Source organism: Frateuria sp. sgz306004 (assembly GCF_057750885.1).
On the sequence record NZ_JBYLFE010000014.1, the window covers coordinates 1 to 16,749 of the forward strand.

Here is a 16,749-nt window from a genome sequence, read left to right on the forward strand (position 1 = left end):
TTGCAGAACGTTTCCGTTTCCGCTTCGGAACATTTCGTTCCGAGTGAGCCGCTCATCTTACATCGTTTTTCCTGTCCGTCAACACCTTCAGCGAAATAATTTTTGCTGTCGTTGTTGCCGTCGGTTGACGTTGTCAGCGGCGGGGTGGCGAATACTAGGGAGGCACCCCTCCCTTGGCAAGCGTTTTTTTCAATTATTTTTCACATTTCGCGTAAGCCGCTGTTCTCACGCAAAACTTTTTTCAGGATGCGTCGCGACGACGTTGCGCCGTCGCGATTTGCTCACGCCTGGGTCAACAACACGCGCGCGAAATTGCGCTTGCCGATCTGCAGAACGCCCTCGAATCCAGGTGCAAATACGCGCTGCGCGTCCTCCACGACTTCCGCGTCGATGCGCACTGCACGCTCTTTGAGTTTGCGGTTGGCTTCGGCATTGCTGGGCGTGAGGCCCGCTGCCGTCAGTAGTGCGGCAAGACGCAGGCCTTCTGCAGGCACGGCGATTTCCGTGAGTGGCAACAGGCTGGTGTCGCCTTCGCCACGCACCACCGCATGCCAACCGGCAATGGCCTGCTCTGCTGCGGCTGCATCGTGGAAGCGCGTCGCCAGTTCGCGGGCGAGCTTTAGCTTGGCATCGCGCGGATTGAGCGCGCCGCTGGCGATCTCTCCCTTCATGCGCTCGATGTCGGCCAACGAGGTTTCAAAGCTCAGCAGCTCGAACCAGCGCCACATGAGGTCGTCACCAATCTTCATGGTCTTGGTGACGATGTCGATGGCGGGCTCATTGATACCTATGTAGTTACCCAGTGACTTGGACATCTTGTTGACGCCGTCCAGGCCTTCCAGCAACGGCATGGTGAGCACGATCTGCGCGGGCTGGCCGTGATGCTCCTGCAGGGCGCGGCCCATCAGCAGGTTGAACTTCTGGTCGGTGCCGCCGAGCTCAACGTCGCACTTGAGCGCCACGGAGTCATAACCCTGCACCAGCGGATAGAGGAACTCGTGGATGGCGATGGGCTGCTGGCCGGCGAAGCGCTTGGAGAAGTCATCGCGCTCGAGCATGCGCGCCACGGTGTGCTGTGCGGCGAGCTTGATCATGTCGGCGGCGGTCATCTGGCCAAACCACTCGGAATTGAAGCGCAGCTCGGTGCGCTCCTTGTCCAGCACCTTATAGACCTGTTCGGCATAGGTCTCGGCGTTGGCCAGCACGTCTTCGCGGGTGAGCGGCTTGCGCGTGACGTTTTTGCCTGTCGGATCACCGATCATGCCGGTGAAGTCGCCGATGAGGAAAATCACCTGGTGGCCCAGATCCTGGAACTGACGCATCTTGTTGAGCAGCACCGTGTGACCCAGATGCAGGTCCGGTGCGGTCGGATCGAAGCCCGCCTTGATGCGCAGAGGGCGCCCGAGCTTGAGACGCTCGACCAACTCCTCCTGCTTGATGATTTCGTCGGCGCCGCGCGCGATGGTGGCCAGCGCCTGCTCAAGCTCGTTCATGCATTCCTCAAATTTTCGTTGTCTGGGCGTAACCGTAAATCATAGCTTCACGGCCGTTTCCGTTAATTGTGTGTTAACCCCAAGGTGCGTGCAACCCATTGATGGAAAAGGCGTTGACGCACTTTGCACAGGGCCGCTATGGTACGCGCCAATTAGAAATTTGGTACCTGGGGAACACCGGGCATGGGCGAGAGAAATGAGACCGCGCGTTCAGCGCGCAAATTGGCCATGCGCCGCAAGGCGCAGCGACGCCACTCTCACTTCTATGAACGCTGCGCCCATTGGTCGTTTGGTTGTCACGGTGAGGCGGAGCCGATCCGTTGGCACCGCGAGCGCTGGATGCTTGCAGGCACGGCCCTGCTGATTACCGCCGTTTCCGGCTTTCTCATCCCCGCCTGGGCCAGTGCGATGCGCCCGGACACCCTTCCCACCGCGCACGCCATGCTGCCGCTGGCCCTGCCCAAGGCCGCTCCCGAAGTGGCCCAGGCGCCGACGGTCGAAGATTGGCACATCGTGCAGGTACAACCGGGCCAGACCCTGGCGGATCTGTTCCAGGGCCAGGGCCTGAGCCTGACTGACCTGCAGAATGTGTTGGACCAAGCTGGGGACAGCAAGGCGTTGCACAGCATTCGTCCCGGCCAGGAGTTCGATTTCCTGCTGGATAGCGATGGTGGCCTCAAGGGCATTCGCTTCGACAAGGACGAATCCAACCGCGCGATCATGCGCTTCGATGGCGATAAAGCCACCGTTACGGCGCAGGCCCGCGAAGTGGAGCGCCGCGAACACGTAGCGCATGGTGTTATCGACAGCTCGCTGTTCGCCGCCGGCTCCAAGGCCGGCATGAGCAACCAGATGGTGCTCAAGCTGGCCGAACTCTTTAAATATGACATCGACTTTGTGCAGGACCTGCGCGAAGGCGACAGCTTCACGGTGATCTACGACGACGTGTATCGCGACGGCGCCTATCTGCATGAGGGCGACATCGTGGCGGCGGAGTTCGTTAACCAGGGCGAGCGTTACACCGCCTACCGCTTCAAGAAGGACGACGGCAGCTACGGCTGGTTCAGCGAGGACGGTCGCCCGATTCAGAAGTCCTTCCTGCGCATTCCGGTGGACTTTACCCGCATCTCCTCGCAGTTCAGCGCCGCGCGCATGCACCCGGTGCTGGGCCTGATGCGCGCCCACAAGGGCGTGGATTACGCCGCGCCCACGGGCACGCCGATCCACGCGGCTGGCGATGGTGTGGTCAAGTTCAAGGGCTGGATGAATGGCTACGGCAACTTCGTGATCATCCAGCACAACGGCAGCATCAGCACGGCTTACGGCCATATGTCCAAGTTCGGCCCGGAGAAGATCGGGCAGCGCGTAAGCCAGGGCACGGTGATTGGCTATGTCGGCATGACCGGCCTGGCTACCGGCCCGCACCTGCACTACGAATTCCGCGTCAATAATGTGCAGCGCGACCCGATGTCGGTGACGTTGCCCAAGCCCGAGCCGCTGCCGGCCGTTCAGCTGGCCAAATTCCGCGCACAGGTGGTGCAACCGCAGTTGGCCCGCCTGAAGACCCTGGATGCGAACATCAAGCTGGCTCGCGCCAGCAGCCGTGGCCGCACCGACGATTGAGCCCTGCCCTACGCGTGAATGACGCCAACGCGCTTTACCTTGGCCTGATCTCCGGCACCAGCGCCGACGGCATTGATGCCGCGCTGGTGCGCTTCGAGCAGGACGTGCCCCACCTGGTCGACGCCATCGCCCATCCGTGGCCAGACGCGCTGCGGGCGCGCATCCTCGCCGTAGCCCAGGATGAAACCCGGCTGGACCTGGACGCCTACGGCCGGCTGGATGTGGCTATCGGCCACTGCTTCGCGGATGCGGCCGAGGCATTACTGGCCCGCAATGCGCACGATCGCGCCAACGTGCGGGCAATCGGGTCGCATGGCCAGACGCTCCGCCATCGCCCCACGGGTGAGTACCCCTTTACGTTGCAGGTGGGCGATCCATCGGTGATCGCCGAACGCTGCGGCATCGACGTGGTGGCCGATTTCCGCCGTGCCGACGTCGCCGCAGGTGGCCAGGGCGCGCCCTTGCTGCCCGCCGTCCACGCCATGCTGCTGTCCCGCCCTGGCCGCACCCGCGTGGTGCTCAACCTGGGCGGCATCGCCAACATCACTGTGTTGGCTGCGGATGGACGCGTGTTCGGCTTCGACACTGGCCCGGCCAACGGGTTGATGGATGCCTGGTGCCTGCGCCATCGCGGCACCGCCTTCGACCGGGACGGTGCCTTTGCCGCGGAAGGAACCGTGGATGTGGATCTGCTGGCGTCACTGCTGGCCGACAGCTATTTCGCTCTGCCCGCGCCCAAGAGCACCGGTCGCGAGCATTTCCACCTCGCCTGGCTTGACGCCCACCCGCGCGTAGCCGTGTTGGCACCCGCCGACGTGCAAGCCACTTTGCTAGAGCTGTCCGCGCGTAGCGTGGCCGAGGCGATTGCCCGGTATGCCCCAGATGCCAGCGATGTGCTGGCCTGCGGTGGTGGCGTGCATAACCGCACGTTGATGTTATGCCTGGAGCGGCAGATCGCCCCGTGCGTGCTCAGCACCACCAGCGCGCACGGCGTAGATGCGGATTACCTGGAAGCCACGGCCTTTGCCTGGCTGGCGCGTCAACGGCTGCTGGGGTTGCCGGGCAACTTGCCGGCAGTAACCGGCGCGCGCGGGCCGCGTGTGCTGGGCGCGGTGTATCCCGCGCCTCGTTAGCGCTCTTCGTCGCCCAGCACCAGATTGCCGGGTGCCAACTGAGTGGCGGGTGTGCGCGACAGCGCTTGCACGGCCTCCTGAAACACGGCCTTTTCCTTGGCGTCCCATTGCCCGGCCAATGTGGTGAGTTCACCCGGGTCGAGCATGGTTTCGGCGAACAGGTTGGTCGAGGCCATGCCTAAACCGTGGCGCAGCGCATGCAGCACTACGTCATTGATGGACCACTGACGCTCCTTGGCCAACGCCTTGATGCGTTCGGCCATGAGATTGTCGATATGGCGTATGACGAGGTCCGGCACGGACGCTCCCTCCCACGATCACAATCCCCCTGTGGAAAGGATCTTGGCACAGCAGCGGTCGCGAGAATATCGACCGCTTGGCTGATTCTCACCGGGCGTTCACGTGCCTGAGCCGGCTTTCTCGTCAGGGCGGTCACGACCGAATCGTGGCCACAGAGCCGCGAACAGCAGCATGGCTGGTAACACCGAGATCACCGTGATGGCGAAGTACCCGCCATAGCCGATGACCGCGACGAGACCGCCCGCAAAGAACCCCAATACCTTGCCGGGAAGGTTCACCAGCGAGCTCAACAGCGCATATTGCGTGGCCGTGTGCTGCCGGTTCACCAACAGGGAAAGAAAAGCCACCGTTGGTGGCCCCAGCAGGCCTTCGGCAAAGTTCTGTCCTGAGATGGCCAGCGTCAACATGGCAAGACTGCCCTGCCGCTGCAGCAACAGGAGATAAAGCAGATTGCTGCAAGCGCCGAGCACAATCGCCACGCCCAAGGTGCGCCAGGCTCCCCAGCGTGCCACCGCCGCGCCGCCCACGAACGCACCGGCAATGCCAATCCATACACCGTAGATCTTGGTTACCGCGCCGATCTCGGTCTTGCTGAAGCCCATGTCACGCATGAATGGGTTGAAGATGGTTCCGATGGACTGCTCGGGCAGCTTGAAGATCAGGATGAACAGCAGCGTGAGCCCCGCGATGACCCACCCGTACCGCCGGAAGAAATCAGCAAATGGGTCGATTACGCTGTCACGCATCGCCATGCGCCAACTCGGTGGCGTCGTGCGGACTATCGCCGGTTCGCGCATGACCAACGTGGTGATGATGGGCACCACCATCGCGGCCGCCATGGCCACATAAATCCAGGACCAGGGGATGTGATCGGCCAGAATCAGCGCCACCGCGCCAGCAAGCAGTAGCCCTAATCGATAGCCCAGCGCATACGTTGCGACCAGGGCACCTTGCGCGGAGGGTGGCGCGATTTCGATGCGGTACGCATCAATGGCGATGTCCTGGGTCGCCCCCATGAACGCCACCAACAGTGTTGCCAGCACAAAAGGCTGCAGCTGTTTAGGGGTAAACAATGCCATCAGCAGCAAACCACCCAGCACACCGATTTGCGCAAACAGCAGCCAGCCGCGGCGCAAGCCCAAGCGCGTGAACAGCGGCAACTTCCAATGATCGAGAAGGGGAGCCCACAGGAACTTGAGCGCATAGCTCATGCCTGCGCTCGCGATCATCGTGACGCTCTTCAGCGCGATGCCATTTTCCTTGAGCCACAGCGATAGCGTGACAGACACCAGTAGGAACGGTAGCCCGGAGGAAAAGCCCAGCAGGCACATTGTCCACGCCGATGGCTCCGTGAACGAGCGCCAGACCGACGGCTTGCGCGTTGCCGGCGTGCCCACCTCAGTCGGCATAGTCGACCGTAAACGGCGCGTGGTCGGAGAAGCGTTGGTCGCGATAGACCGAGCAGCGCTTCAGGCGCTCGCGCAGCGACGGCGTGACAATCTGGTAGTCGATGCGCCAACCCACGTCATTGGCGCGGGCGTTGCCGCGGTTGGACCACCAGGTGTAGTCCTGGCCGGTGGGATGCAGGGTTCGGTAGCTGTCTACCCAGCCGTGCTTGTCGACCAGGTCGTTCAGCCAGGAGCGCTCCTGCGGCAGGCAACCGGAGTTCTTTTGGTTGGATTTCCAGTTCTTGATGTCTAGCTCGCTGCGCACGATGTTCCAGTCGCCGCACAGCACGTAGTCGCGACCGCTCTTGGCCCATTTGGCGAAGATCGGCGAGAGCCAGTCCATCACCTCGAACTTGAACTGCTGGCGCTCCTCGCCGGAGGAGCCCGAGGGCACATACAGCGACACCACGCTGAGATTGCCGAAGCGTGCCTCGATGTAGCGGCCTTCGTTGTCGAACGGCGCCCATCCCAGTTCGGTGAGCACCTCGTCCGGCTCGCGCTTGGCGTAGATGGCCACGCCGCTGTAGCCCTTTTTGCTGGTGGCGTCGCGGTAAAAACAATGGTGGCCATCGGGGCGGAACATGGCGTCGGTGAGCTGATCCTCTTGCGCCTTGGTTTCCTGCAGGCAGACCACGTCGGCCTTTTGCTGGCGCAACCACTCGAACACACCTTTGGTGGCGGCGGAGCGAATTCCATTGGCGTTGAGGCTGATGATGCGCATGCGAACTCCCAGGTGATGCGCCATCATACCAACCATGTCCGACGCCCCCGCTATCCGCGTCGCGCCGGTGCGGCCCGCCTGGCGCCCTGCCCTGCTGACCCTTGGCGTGGCCGATGGGCAACGCGCCTTCGTCGGTCCGGTAGCCGATCAACTGGCCGACATCGCGCATTGCCTCGGCAGCGAGGCCATGGCGATTCTGCTTGGCGAGACGCCGATTGGCTTCTATCGGCTCGAAACGCACCCGGGCGGCATCGCCAATCGGGATTTCGCGCGCCCCACGCTGGGCTTGCGGGCTTTTTTCATCGACCATCGTTGGCAAGGTCGCGGCCTGGGTCTGCAAGCGCTGCTTGTACTGCTGGCGGACCTCGCAGCCCGTTATCCGCAGGCACGGGACCTTGCGCTGACCGTGAACGTGCGCAACACCGCGGCCATTGCTTTGTACCGCCGGGCCGGCTTTGTCGACACCGGCGAGCTGTACCATGGCGGACCTGCCGGGCCGCAACACCTGCTGCTGCGCGCCATCGCTCCCTGATCACCCTTGCTCAAGAGAATTCAGCCGTGCACGACTACCAGCGCGATTTCATCGAACTCACCCTACAGCGCGACGTGCTGCGCTTTGGCGACTTCACGCTCAAGTCCGGCCGCCAGAGCCCGTACTTTTTCAATATGGGGCGCATCGACTCGGGTGCCGCGCTGGCCCAACTGGGCCGCGCTTACGCCGCCGCCGTGGTGAATTCGGGCATCGGCGTGGACATGCTGTTTGGCCCGGCCTACAAGGGCATCGCCCTGGCGGCTGCCACAGCCATCGCGTTGGCCGACCAGCACGGCCGCGACCTGCCCTGGGCATACAACCGCAAGGAGGCCAAGGACCACGGTGAAGGTGGCGTGCTCGTGGGTGCACCGCTCAAGGGCCGCGTGCTGATCGTTGATGACGTGATGACTGCCGGCACGGCGGTTCGCGAGTCGCTGGCGCTGATTCGCGCCCAGGGCGCCACGCCGGCGGGTGTGCTGATTGCGCTGGACCGCCAGGAGCGCGGCCAGGGTGAACTGTCGGCGGCCCAGGAAGTGACCAAGGAGTTTGGCATTCCGGTGATCGCCATCACCGGCCTGGCCGATGTGCTGGCCTATGCCGGCGAGCGCCCGGAGCTGGCTCAGGAGCACGCGCGGCTACTGGCCTATCGCCAGCAGTACGGCGTGAATCACTGAACGACAGGCCACTGCGCCCGGCAACGGGCGATGGCGATCACATCGACAACATCCGCACCGTGGCACTGTCGCGGATGTTGCCCTGCCGCTGGCTATACTCCGCCGACAAGGGGGATTCGCATGCGTAAAACCGTTTTTGCCATGGCGCTGCTCGCGCTGACCATCGGCGCACAGGTGCAAGCACAGAAAGGCACCGGCTACCGCTACCGCTGGAAGGATGCCGCAGGCTTGCCGCATTACAGCGACAGCCTCACGGCGGATGCACTGAAGTACGGTTACGACCTGGTGAACGACAGCGGCCTGGTGGTACAGCATGTTGACCGCCAGCTCACGCCCGAAGAACGCGCCGCCGCCCAAAAGGTCGCCGACCAGCAAGCCGCGCAACAGCGTGCGCTGCAAGAGCGCCAGCGCCAGGACAACCAGTTGCTCACCGCCTACCCCAATGAGGAGGCGTACCGCATTTCGCTGCAGCAGAGCCTGGACAACATCGACCAGCAGATCCACACCACCAAGATCAACCTGGCCAGCCAGGAAAAGGCGCTGACGGATCTGCTGACCCGCGCCGGTGACATGGAACGCGCCAAGCAGCCGGTGCCCAAGTTCCTCAACGACAACATCGCCCAGCAGCGCGACGTGGTGACCCACCAGCGCGCCCTGCTCGACCGCCAGCAGGCAGCGCGCGATGCCGCCGAGAAGAAGAACGTGCAGGATCTACAGCACTACCGTGACTTGAAGGCCGCTCAAGCGAAGGGACAGCCCAGCGGCTGAGCCAGTAACTTACACAAGGCTATTCAGAGGCCCCGGTCATGCCGGGGCCTCTTGTGTTCAAAACGGTAGTTTGAGCGACGGATCGACCGCCAGCATCTGCTCACGGAATAGCTGCTGGATGCGCGCCAACGCCGAGGCGTTGTCCGCATCGAAACGCAACACGAGCACGGGAGTGGTATTGGAGGGGCGCACCAACCCCCAGCCATCGGGCCAATCGGCGCGCACGCCATCGATGGTGGTGAGCGTGGCATCGCCAAGGTTCGCCGCCTGCCGGAATTTCTCCATGAAGCGATAGTGCGCGCCCTCGGTCATCTCCACCTTGAGCTCGGGCGTGGACACGCCCTTGGGGCAGGTGGCGAAAATTTCTTCCGGGGTACGCTCCTCCAGATCGCCCGCGAGGATCTCCATCAAACGAGCAGCGGCATAAATGCCGTCGTCGAAGCCGTACCAGCGCTCCTTGAAGAAGAAGTGCCCACTCATCTCGCCGGCCAGTTCCGCGCCGGTGTCACGCATCTTGGCCTTGATCAGCGAATGCCCAGTGCGCCACATCAGCGGGCTGCCGCCGGCATCCAGAATCTGCCCCTTGAGATGGCCCGTGCACTTCACGTCGTAAATGATGGTGGCGCCCGGTTGGCGCGACAGCACGTCGCGCGCGAACAGCATCAGGGTGCGATCCGGGAACACAATCTCGCCGTCCTTGGTCACCACGCCCAGACGATCGCCGTCACCATCAAAGGCCAAGCCAATATCGGCGCCGGTCTGCTTCACAGCGAAGATCAGGTCTTCCAGGTTATGCGGGTCAGAGGGGTCGGGGTGATGGTTAGGGAACGTGCCATCCACATCGCAATAGAGTGGCACGACCTCGCAACCAATACCTTCCAGCACCTGCGGCGCCACCACGCCAGGAATGCCGTTGCCGCAATCGACCACCACCTTGAGGCGCCGCTCGGCCTGCACGTCGGAGGTAATGCGCTCCACGTAATCGGGCAGCACATCCACATGACGCAGGTTGCCCTTGCCGCCACGTTCAAGGCGGTTGTCGACAATGCGCTGGTAGAGATCCTGGATAGCGCCTTCGGACAGGGTTTCGCCACCCACCACGATCTTGAAGCCGTTGTAGTCGGGCGGGTTGTGGCTACCCGTTACAGCGACGCCGCACCCCGTATTGAAGCGATATGCGGCGTAGTAAACGACCGGCGTGGGCGCCCCACCCAGGTCGATCACATCGATCCCCGCTTCGCGCAAACCGTCTGAAAGCGCACCAGCAAGCTCGGGACCCGACAGTCGCCCATCTCGGCCCACCACGATCTCGCGAAGTCCCTTCTCGCGCATCACCGTGCCGATGGATTGGCCAAGAAGACGGGCCACATCCTTGGTGAGCGATTTGCCCACCACACCACGCACGTCGTACGCACGGAAAATAGTCTGATCCACAGCCACCGGCGCTGGTGCAGCGGTGGCGGGCGCTGGGGCGGGCGAGGCAAGGCGAGGTGCCGGGGCGGCCGGGGCCGGCGCGGCGGTTTGATCGATCAGGTCCGACAATGAAGCATCCTCAACATCAGCAATACGCGGACCACGCGGATGACCGCGCAGCCAGAACAAATACCCACCGCCAGCCAGGCACAACAGGCCAAGCAGACTCGTCACCGGCCACACCTTGGGCAGCACGATGTAGGCCGTAGGCGGCGCGGCCACCACGTTCAAGCTGCTGCCCGGTACTGGCGTACCGTTCAACTCACTCACGGCAGACAGCGAACCCTTGGCGAGCAGGCGCAAGTCGCCTCGATCATCGCCCTGACGCAGTTCCAGGCGCCCGCCAGCGGGATCAATTGCCTCGAAGCGCTGCTGCAGCGGCTCGAACGGCAACGCCACCCACGCCCAGGCATTGGGGCGAGCGGTTGAGCCCACCGGCAATACCAAGCTCAGCACGCGACCGCCATGACCATCGGGCACGGTTTGCACGGGCGGCTTGCCATCGGCGGTTTGCGCCGCCAGCAATTGAGCGGCCTTGCCGTAGCCAAAGGTACGGTAGTTGGCGTGCAGCACCTCATCGAGCGTGCCGCTGTAGAACTCCACCGCCAAAGCGTGCGGAACCCGCTGGCGCACCATCGCCGCTGCCTGCACGGGATCGGCAGCAATCTGGGCGGGATCGATGCTGTTCACCTCGCGCTCCACGGCGCCTCGCTGTGTAGCGATCTCTGCCGCCAGCGCTTTGGTCGCCTGCTGCTGCGCTGCATGGACACGTTCCGCCGCGCTGCTTTCATCGGCGATCTGCCAGGTCTGCCAGAGGCAGAACAAACCGCCCAACAGCAGCAAGGTGCCCGCCACCAGGGGCAAGAGGGCTCGTCCGTCGATATTCACCGCAGGCAGTCGCCCGCTCACGCCATTCTTCGCCATGCCCTGTCCCCGCACAGGTGATACGGCCACGCGCGCATTACCGCAGCTCCCCGCTCGCGCAACACATCTAGTTGACCCCAGTCGAACCGAACCCGCCTTCGCCCCGTTGCGACGGCGCAAACTCCGAAACCACCTTCAGCCGCGCCTGCGCCACCGGCACCAGCAACAGCTGGGCAATGCGATCGCCCACCGCGATGGTGTAGGGCTGGCTGCCACGGTTCCAGCACGAAATCATCAACGGTCCCTGGTAATCCGCGTCGATCACACCGACCAGATTGCCCATCACCAAGCCATGCTTATGGCCAAGGCCCGAGCGCGGCACGATCAATGCGCACCAGCCCGGGTCGCCAATATGAATCGCCATGCCGCTGGGCACCAGCACGCTGTCGCCCGGCGCGATGGTCAGCGGGGCCTCAATGGCGGCGCGCAAGTCCATGCCTGCGCTGCCAGTCGTGGCGGCCTCTGGCAGGGGGATGCTATCGCCCAGTCGCGGGTCGAGGAGCTTCAGTTCGACATCGATCATCCGCGCACCGCCCGGTAGCGTTCGGCCACCTTGGCGACCAACTGATGCGCGAGTTCGGTCTTGGAGGCGCGCGAAAGATCCGCGATGCCATCGGCCCAATAAAGCGTAAGCGCGTTGTCGGCAGCCTCGAAGCCAAGGCCACCGCCCACTTGGTTAGCGGCAATCATGTCCAATCCTTTGCGCTGGAGCTTGTCCCGCGCGTAATGCTCCACATCATGCGTTTCCGCCGCAAAACCGACCAGGAATGGGCGCACGGTTTGCGCGGCGAGCGTCGCGAGTATGTCGGGGTTCTCACTCAAGCGTAGCTCCAACGGGGCACCCGCCTGCTTCTTGAGCTTGTGATCGGCCACTTCGGCGGGGCGGTAGTCGCCCACCGCCGCTGCGGCGATATAGATGTTGGCCTGCGCGGCCGCATCCACCACGGCATCGCGCATTTGGGCCGCGCTGCGCACATCCACGCGGCGCCGCACGCCCGGCGGCGTCGGCAGGCTCACCGGACCGGCCACCAGGGTGACCTCCGCACCGGCCTGCGCGGCCGCCTCGGCCACGGCAAAGCCCATGCGTCCGGAACTGCGGTTGCCGATAAAGCGCACCGGGTCGATGTCTTCATAGGTGGGGCCAGCGCTCACCACTACCTTTAGGCCACGCAGTGCCGGGTTACCGAAAGAAGCCACGATGGCTTCGCGCAGCTCCATCGGCTCCAGCATGCGGCCCGAGCCAATATCCCCGCAGGCCTGGTCGCCCGAGGCGGGCCCAAGCAGGTGCACACCACGCTGGCGCAAGGTGTCGATGTTGGCTTGTACCGCCGGGTGCGCCCACATCTGCTGGTTCATGGCCGGTGCCACATAAAGCGGCGCGGCGCTGGCCAGGCAGACCGTGGTCAGCAAATCATTGGCAAAGCCATGCGCCAAGCGTGCGATCAGGTCGGCGCTGGCCGGCGCGATCAGGATGCGTTCGGCCCAACGCGCCAGCTCGATATGGCCCATGGCGGCTTCAGCTTCGGCATCCCACAGGCTCACGCGCACCGGCTGACCCGATAGGGCCTGGAAGGTGGTGGCGCTGACGAAGTGGGTGGCGCCTTCGGTCATCACCACGCGTACCTCGGCGCCCAGGTCGCGCAGGCGGCGGACCAGCTCGCAGGATTTGTAGGCGGCGATGCCGCCGGACACACCCAGCAGGATGCGACGTTGGGCAAGACTCATGGTGTTTCAGGGCCTGACAACCGGTTGGGCGCGTAGCTTACCGGAATCCCCCGGATGGCTCGGTGACGGATACCGCCGGCCCGCGGCCGCCAGCACCTCACCTCAAGCCACTCGCTGAACGGACGCGATGCGCCGGCCCGCCACCCTGGGCGCGGCCGCCGAACCCGACCATCCTAGCCGCATGAGCATCCGTGAATGGCCCGAACTGGAACGCCCCCGCGAAAAGCTACTTGCCCGGGGCTGTGCCGCACTATCCGACGCCGAGCTGATCGCCGTGCTTCTCGGCAGCGGCATCCCCGGCAAGGACGCCATCACCCTCGGGCGCGAGTTGCTCACCGCCAGTGGCGGGTTGCACGCTCTGCTTGCCGACCCAGCCCAGCATCTTCAGTCACGCGGCATCGGCCCAGCCAAGCGCGCGCGTCTGATCGCCGCCCTGGAGCTGGCCCGTCGTTCGCTGGCCGAACAACTGCATGAGCGAACGACGCTGAGCAATCCCAGCGATAGCGGTGCCTACCTGCGCGCGCGCCTGCGTCATCTGCCCTACGAAGTGTTCGCCTGCCTGTTCCTGGACACGCGCCATCGCGTGATCGCGTTCGAGGAGTTGTTCCGCGGCTCCATCGACCAAGCCAGCATCCATCCGCGCGAAGTGGTGCGCGCCTGTATCAAGCACAACGCCGCCGCCGTCATCCTCGCGCACAACCATCCATCCGGTGTCGCCGAGCCTAGCCCCGCCGACCGCGAGATCACCCACGAACTGCGCGACGCACTGCGCCTGGTGGATGTGCGGGTGCTCGATCACTTGGTGATTGGCGCCGGTGAGCCGGTGTCGATGGCGGCGTTAGGGATGCTTTGAGACCACCGTTGCCACAAAGAACAACGGCGCGGGGGGAGGTCCGCGCCGTCAGGCCGTTTTGTGGGGAGAGAAAGAGAAACGGCAGTCTCCCGTCCCGACGGCGGGGAGGTGCCGGGGGAACGAGTGAAAGTGTGGCGCTGCGGCATGACAGGGACATGACGTCGCCAAGGCAGTTTGTGCAGGTGCTGGGTTGCGCGGCGTCTGCCGCTAGTTATGCACATTTGGCCTGAGACGGCGAGTTCCACCTCATTTGTTCGCACGCCGTTACATATGCCATGCAATTGACTGTTTAGATTGATATTTTTTCATTGCATGCAGGTTTCACGGCCAACGGCGCCCTGCGAGTCCCGCGAGCGACGTATCTTCCCCACAGACTTATCCACAGGCTCGTCCCCGCAACGCAACACACCGGGAAGTCCTTGAAAACGCGGCCGTCCCCACCTCTGTCTGCTAGGATTGCGGGTTCCATCGTCGCCCGACCCATACCGTGAAAGATCAGCTGCGCGAACTGCTGCTGCAGGCTATCCGTACCCTGCAGAACGACTCCACCCTGCCCGCCGACCTCGACGTGCCGAACTTCGTGGTCGAGCGCACCCGCAGCCGCGAACACGGCGACTTTGCGGCCAACGCGGCCATGCTGCTGGCCAAGCCGGCGCGCGCCAAGCCGCGCGAACTGGCCGAGAAGCTGGTGGCCGCGCTACCGGCCAACGCCCTGGTGGCCAAGGTGGACATCGCCGGTCCGGGCTTCATCAACTTTTTCCTGGCTCCTGGCGCTTATCACGCCGAGGTGAGCCGCATGCTGGGCGAAGGCACCGCCTACGGCCGCAGCGCCAGCGGCAAGGGCGTGGTGGCCGGCGTGGAATTCGTCTCGGCCAACCCCACCGGCCCGCTGCACGTGGGCCACGGCCGCAACGCGGTGCTGGGCGACTGCCTGGCGCGCCTGCTGGATGCCACCGGCTGGAAGGTCAAGCGCGAGTACTATTACAACGACGCTGGCGTGCAGATTCATAACCTGGCCATCTCGGTGCAGGCGCGTGCGCGCGGCCTCACTCCAGCCGATGCCGGCTGGCCGGAAGACGGCTACCGTGGCGACTACATCGCCGACGTAGCCCTGGCCTACCTCAACGGCGACAGCGTGGAGGTGGAAGGCCACGTGGTCACCGGTGCCAAGAACGTCGAAGACCTGGAAGCCATCCGCCAATTCGCGGTGGCCTACCTGCGCCGCGAGCAGAACCTGGACCTGGCCGCCTTCGGCGTCGGCTTTGACACCTACTACCTCGAGTCCTCGCTCTACAGCGACGGCAAGGTGGAAGAGACGGTGCGCGAGCTGGTCGCTCATGGCCACACCTATGAAGAAGGCGGCGCGCTGTGGCTGCGCACCACCGACTTCGGTGACGACAAGGACCGCGTGATGCGCAAGTCCGACGGCACCTACACCTATTTTGTGCCCGACGTGGCGTATCACCTGTCCAAGTGGCAGCGCGGTTACGTGAACGCGGTGACCGTACTGGGTTCTGACCATCACGGTTCGCTGGCCCGCGTGAAGGCCGGCCTGCAGGCGCTGGATACGGGCATTCCCAAGGGCTACCCGAACTACGTGCTGTACCAGATGGTGACGGTGATGCGCGGCGGCGAAGAGGTGAAACTCTCCAAGCGCGCCGGCAGCTACCTCACCCTGCGCGATCTGATCGAAGAGGCCGGCCGCGACGCCACGCGCTACTTCCTGATCGCCCGCAAGGCCGATTCACAGCTGGTGTTCGATATCGACCTGGCCCGCTCGCAGAGCAACGACAACCCGGTCTACTACATCCAATACGCCCATGCCCGCGTCTGCCGCGTGCTGGAAGAACTGACCGAGCGCGGCCTGCCGGCGGTGGATACCGCCGCGGGCGTGGCCCAGCTGGGCCGCCTGGACAGCGAGCATGAGCAGGCCCTGTTCACCGAGCTGTCGCGTTATCCGGAGGTGGTGGAAGCCGCCGCCAGCAATCTGGAACCGCACCTGATCGCCCAATACCTGCGTGAACTCGCGGGCACGCTGCACAGTTACTATCACGAGCACAAGTGGATCGTGGACGACGCCGAACTGCGCAACGCGCGCATCACGCTCGCGCTCGCCACGCGCCAGGTCATCCGCAACGGTTTGGATTTGCTGGGACTCAGTGCCCCGGAGAAGATGTAAATGGCAGCACGCAAGGGCAAAGGTCGGCAGGCCGTCCGCAACAACAGCGGTGGCATGCCGGGTTGGGGTTGGGCCGTCATCGGCATTCTCATCGGCGCATTGCTGATGTTCGCCATGCGCGGCCACCTGCCGATGACGCCACGTGCCGGCGATGGTCCGCAGCCCAATGCGCAAGCCACCGCACAGCGCGGCAGCGATGCAGGCGCGGCGGCCAACGAATCCACCTCGGCCACCGACAACGGCACGCCGGCACCGAAGAAGCCGCAGTACGACTTCTACTCGGTGCTGTCGGAAAAGGAAGTGCGCATTCCCGATGCGGTGATCAGCGCACAGGCCAAGGCCGAGCAGCAACAGAAGCAGCAGGCGGCCCAGCAGGCCGCGCAAGCCGCTGCGCAACAGCAGGCTCAGCAGCAGGCTGCCGCCGCCAAGCAGGCCGCTGCACCTGCCGCTGTCAGCGAGCCAGTCACGGCAGCACCGGAATCGGCAGTGAAGGCCCAGGCACCAGTCGCCAGCAGCGGTGGCGGTTATCTGCTGCAGGTGGGCGCGTTCCCGAGCCCGGCCGATGCCGAAACGCTCAAGGCCAAGCTTGCCATGCAGGGTTTCGTCGCCAACGTGGCGCCGGTGAACGTCAACGGCCAAACCTACAACCGCGTGCGCCTTGGCCCATTCCATTCGGCCACCGAACTGGAATCGGCCAAGCAGCGCCTCGCCTCCGCCGGCATCAATGCCATCGCACTGAAGGAAGGCAAGTAAGCACCGCATTTGCTGGCTATCGGTAGTAACAAGAAGGGCCGTGTGTAATGACCCAGTGATTTCCTGCTCAGGTGTTACGTTTAGACGGAGACACCCATGAGCATCGTGATGGACGAAGAGATCAAACGCTGGACGGCACGGCGGAAGTCG

15 protein-coding genes are annotated in these 16,749 nt (G+C 64.1%); 8 read left to right on the forward strand and 7 right to left on the reverse strand.

Annotated elements, in window-relative coordinates; genetic code table 11:
- Nucleotides 1-281 precede the first annotated feature (281 nt).
- Nucleotides 282-1,493 carry a tyrosine--tRNA ligase gene (gene tyrS / locus AC3G2C_RS19635; protein ID WP_488386318.1) on the reverse strand — a complete coding sequence of 404 codons (1,212 nt, stop codon included), beginning with the start codon at nt 1,491-1,493 and terminating at the stop codon, nt 282-284.
- A gap of 183 nt (nt 1,494-1,676) precedes the next feature.
- Between tyrS and AC3G2C_RS19640 the strand changes: the two genes are divergently transcribed.
- Together AC3G2C_RS19640 and AC3G2C_RS19645 are read left to right on the forward strand one after the other, a co-directional pair.
- The gene (locus AC3G2C_RS19640; protein ID WP_488386319.1) at nt 1,677-3,116 is read left to right on the forward strand and encodes an OapA family protein; all 1,440 of its coding nucleotides are present in this window, start codon (nt 1,677-1,679) and stop codon (nt 3,114-3,116) included.
- A 14-nt stretch (nt 3,117-3,130) separates the two neighbouring features.
- Complete coding sequence (locus tag AC3G2C_RS19645; protein WP_488386320.1) at nt 3,131-4,249, forward strand: anhydro-N-acetylmuramic acid kinase; 1,119 nt, start codon at nt 3,131-3,133, stop codon at nt 4,247-4,249.
- Here AC3G2C_RS19645 and AC3G2C_RS19650 read toward each other — a convergent pair.
- From AC3G2C_RS19650 to AC3G2C_RS19660, 3 genes are all read right to left on the reverse strand, one after another.
- Nucleotides 4,246-4,548, reverse strand: coding sequence for a hypothetical protein (locus tag AC3G2C_RS19650; RefSeq protein WP_488386321.1), 303 nt, complete (start codon nt 4,546-4,548; stop codon nt 4,246-4,248). The two genes, AC3G2C_RS19645 and AC3G2C_RS19650, sit on opposite strands and share 4 nt — an antisense overlap.
- A 99-nt stretch (nt 4,549-4,647) precedes the next feature.
- Entirely contained in the window at nt 4,648-5,958 is a 1,311-nt protein-coding gene (locus AC3G2C_RS19655) for an AmpG family muropeptide MFS transporter (RefSeq protein ID WP_488386322.1), read from the reverse strand.
- Nucleotides 5,948-6,718, reverse strand: a complete 771-nt coding sequence (locus AC3G2C_RS19660) for an exodeoxyribonuclease III (protein ID WP_488386323.1) — start codon at nt 6,716-6,718, stop codon at nt 5,948-5,950. The genes AC3G2C_RS19655 and AC3G2C_RS19660 overlap by 11 nt, the downstream gene beginning before the upstream one ends.
- A 34-nt stretch (nt 6,719-6,752) precedes the next feature.
- On the opposite strand from AC3G2C_RS19660, the gene AC3G2C_RS19665 reads away from it, so the two are divergent.
- From AC3G2C_RS19665 to AC3G2C_RS19675, 3 genes are all read left to right on the forward strand, one after another.
- Nucleotides 6,753-7,250, forward strand: coding sequence for a GNAT family N-acetyltransferase (locus tag AC3G2C_RS19665; RefSeq protein ID WP_488386324.1), 498 nt, complete (start codon nt 6,753-6,755; stop codon nt 7,248-7,250).
- A gap of 26 nt (nt 7,251-7,276) precedes the next feature.
- The gene (pyrE, locus tag AC3G2C_RS19670; protein WP_488386325.1) at nt 7,277-7,924 is read left to right on the forward strand and encodes an orotate phosphoribosyltransferase; all 648 of its coding nucleotides are present in this window, start codon (nt 7,277-7,279) and stop codon (nt 7,922-7,924) included.
- A gap of 120 nt (nt 7,925-8,044) precedes the next feature.
- Nucleotides 8,045-8,692, forward strand: a complete 648-nt coding sequence (locus AC3G2C_RS19675; RefSeq protein ID WP_488386326.1) for a DUF4124 domain-containing protein — start codon at nt 8,045-8,047, stop codon at nt 8,690-8,692.
- A 57-nt stretch (nt 8,693-8,749) separates the two neighbouring features.
- Here AC3G2C_RS19675 and AC3G2C_RS19680 read toward each other — a convergent pair whose 3' ends face one another.
- The 3 genes from AC3G2C_RS19680 to coaBC form a co-directional block, all read right to left on the reverse strand.
- The gene (locus AC3G2C_RS19680; protein ID WP_488386327.1) at nt 8,750-11,089 is read right to left on the reverse strand and encodes a phosphomannomutase/phosphoglucomutase; all 2,340 of its coding nucleotides are present in this window, start codon (nt 11,087-11,089) and stop codon (nt 8,750-8,752) included.
- A gap of 67 nt (nt 11,090-11,156) precedes the next feature.
- Nucleotides 11,157-11,612 carry a dUTP diphosphatase gene (gene dut / locus AC3G2C_RS19685; RefSeq protein ID WP_488386328.1) on the reverse strand — a complete coding sequence of 152 codons (456 nt, stop codon included), beginning with the start codon at nt 11,610-11,612 and terminating at the stop codon, nt 11,157-11,159.
- Nucleotides 11,609-12,814, reverse strand: coding sequence for a bifunctional phosphopantothenoylcysteine decarboxylase/phosphopantothenate--cysteine ligase CoaBC (coaBC, locus tag AC3G2C_RS19690; protein ID WP_488386329.1), 1,206 nt, complete (start codon nt 12,812-12,814; stop codon nt 11,609-11,611). Before coaBC ends, dut begins: the two co-directional genes overlap by 4 nt.
- 181 nt (nt 12,815-12,995) lie before the next feature.
- Between coaBC and radC the strand changes: the two genes are divergently transcribed.
- From radC to AC3G2C_RS19705, 3 genes are all read left to right on the forward strand, one after another.
- On the forward strand, nt 12,996-13,667 hold the full coding sequence (radC, locus tag AC3G2C_RS19695; RefSeq protein WP_488386330.1) for a RadC family protein: 672 nt from the start codon (nt 12,996-12,998) through the stop codon (nt 13,665-13,667).
- A gap of 487 nt (nt 13,668-14,154) precedes the next feature.
- Nucleotides 14,155-15,846: an arginine--tRNA ligase gene (gene argS, locus AC3G2C_RS19700; protein WP_488386331.1), complete on the forward strand. Its 1,692-nt coding sequence runs from the start codon at nt 14,155-14,157 to the stop codon at nt 15,844-15,846.
- On the forward strand, nt 15,847-16,599 hold the full coding sequence (locus AC3G2C_RS19705; RefSeq protein ID WP_488386332.1) for an SPOR domain-containing protein: 753 nt from the start codon (nt 15,847-15,849) through the stop codon (nt 16,597-16,599).
- The last annotated feature ends 150 nt before the right edge of the window (nt 16,600-16,749 follow it).

Excerpts from the sequence above, each read along its gene's own strand:
- tyrS (WP_488386318.1), bottom strand. The coding sequence starts at position 1,493 with ATGAACGAGCTTGAGCAGGCGCTGGCCACCATCGCGCGCGGCGCCGAC.
- AC3G2C_RS19640 (WP_488386319.1), top strand. The coding sequence starts at position 1,677 with ATGGGCGAGAGAAATGAGACCGCGCGTTCAGCGCGCAAATTGGCCATG.
- AC3G2C_RS19655 (WP_488386322.1), bottom strand. The coding sequence starts at position 5,958 with ATGCCGACTGAGGTGGGCACGCCGGCAACGCGCAAGCCGTCGGTCTGG.
- AC3G2C_RS19660 (WP_488386323.1), bottom strand. The coding sequence starts at position 6,718 with ATGCGCATCATCAGCCTCAACGCCAATGGAATTCGCTCCGCCGCCACC.
- AC3G2C_RS19665 (WP_488386324.1), top strand. The coding sequence starts at position 6,753 with ATGTCCGACGCCCCCGCTATCCGCGTCGCGCCGGTGCGGCCCGCCTGG.
- AC3G2C_RS19675 (WP_488386326.1), top strand. The coding sequence starts at position 8,045 with ATGCGTAAAACCGTTTTTGCCATGGCGCTGCTCGCGCTGACCATCGGC.
- AC3G2C_RS19680 (WP_488386327.1), bottom strand. The coding sequence starts at position 11,089 with ATGGCGAAGAATGGCGTGAGCGGGCGACTGCCTGCGGTGAATATCGAC.
- dut (WP_488386328.1), bottom strand. The coding sequence starts at position 11,612 with ATGATCGATGTCGAACTGAAGCTCCTCGACCCGCGACTGGGCGATAGC.
- coaBC (WP_488386329.1), bottom strand. The coding sequence starts at position 12,814 with ATGAGTCTTGCCCAACGTCGCATCCTGCTGGGTGTGTCCGGCGGCATC.
- radC (WP_488386330.1), top strand. The coding sequence starts at position 12,996 with ATGAGCATCCGTGAATGGCCCGAACTGGAACGCCCCCGCGAAAAGCTA.
- AC3G2C_RS19705 (WP_488386332.1), top strand. The coding sequence starts at position 15,847 with ATGGCAGCACGCAAGGGCAAAGGTCGGCAGGCCGTCCGCAACAACAGC.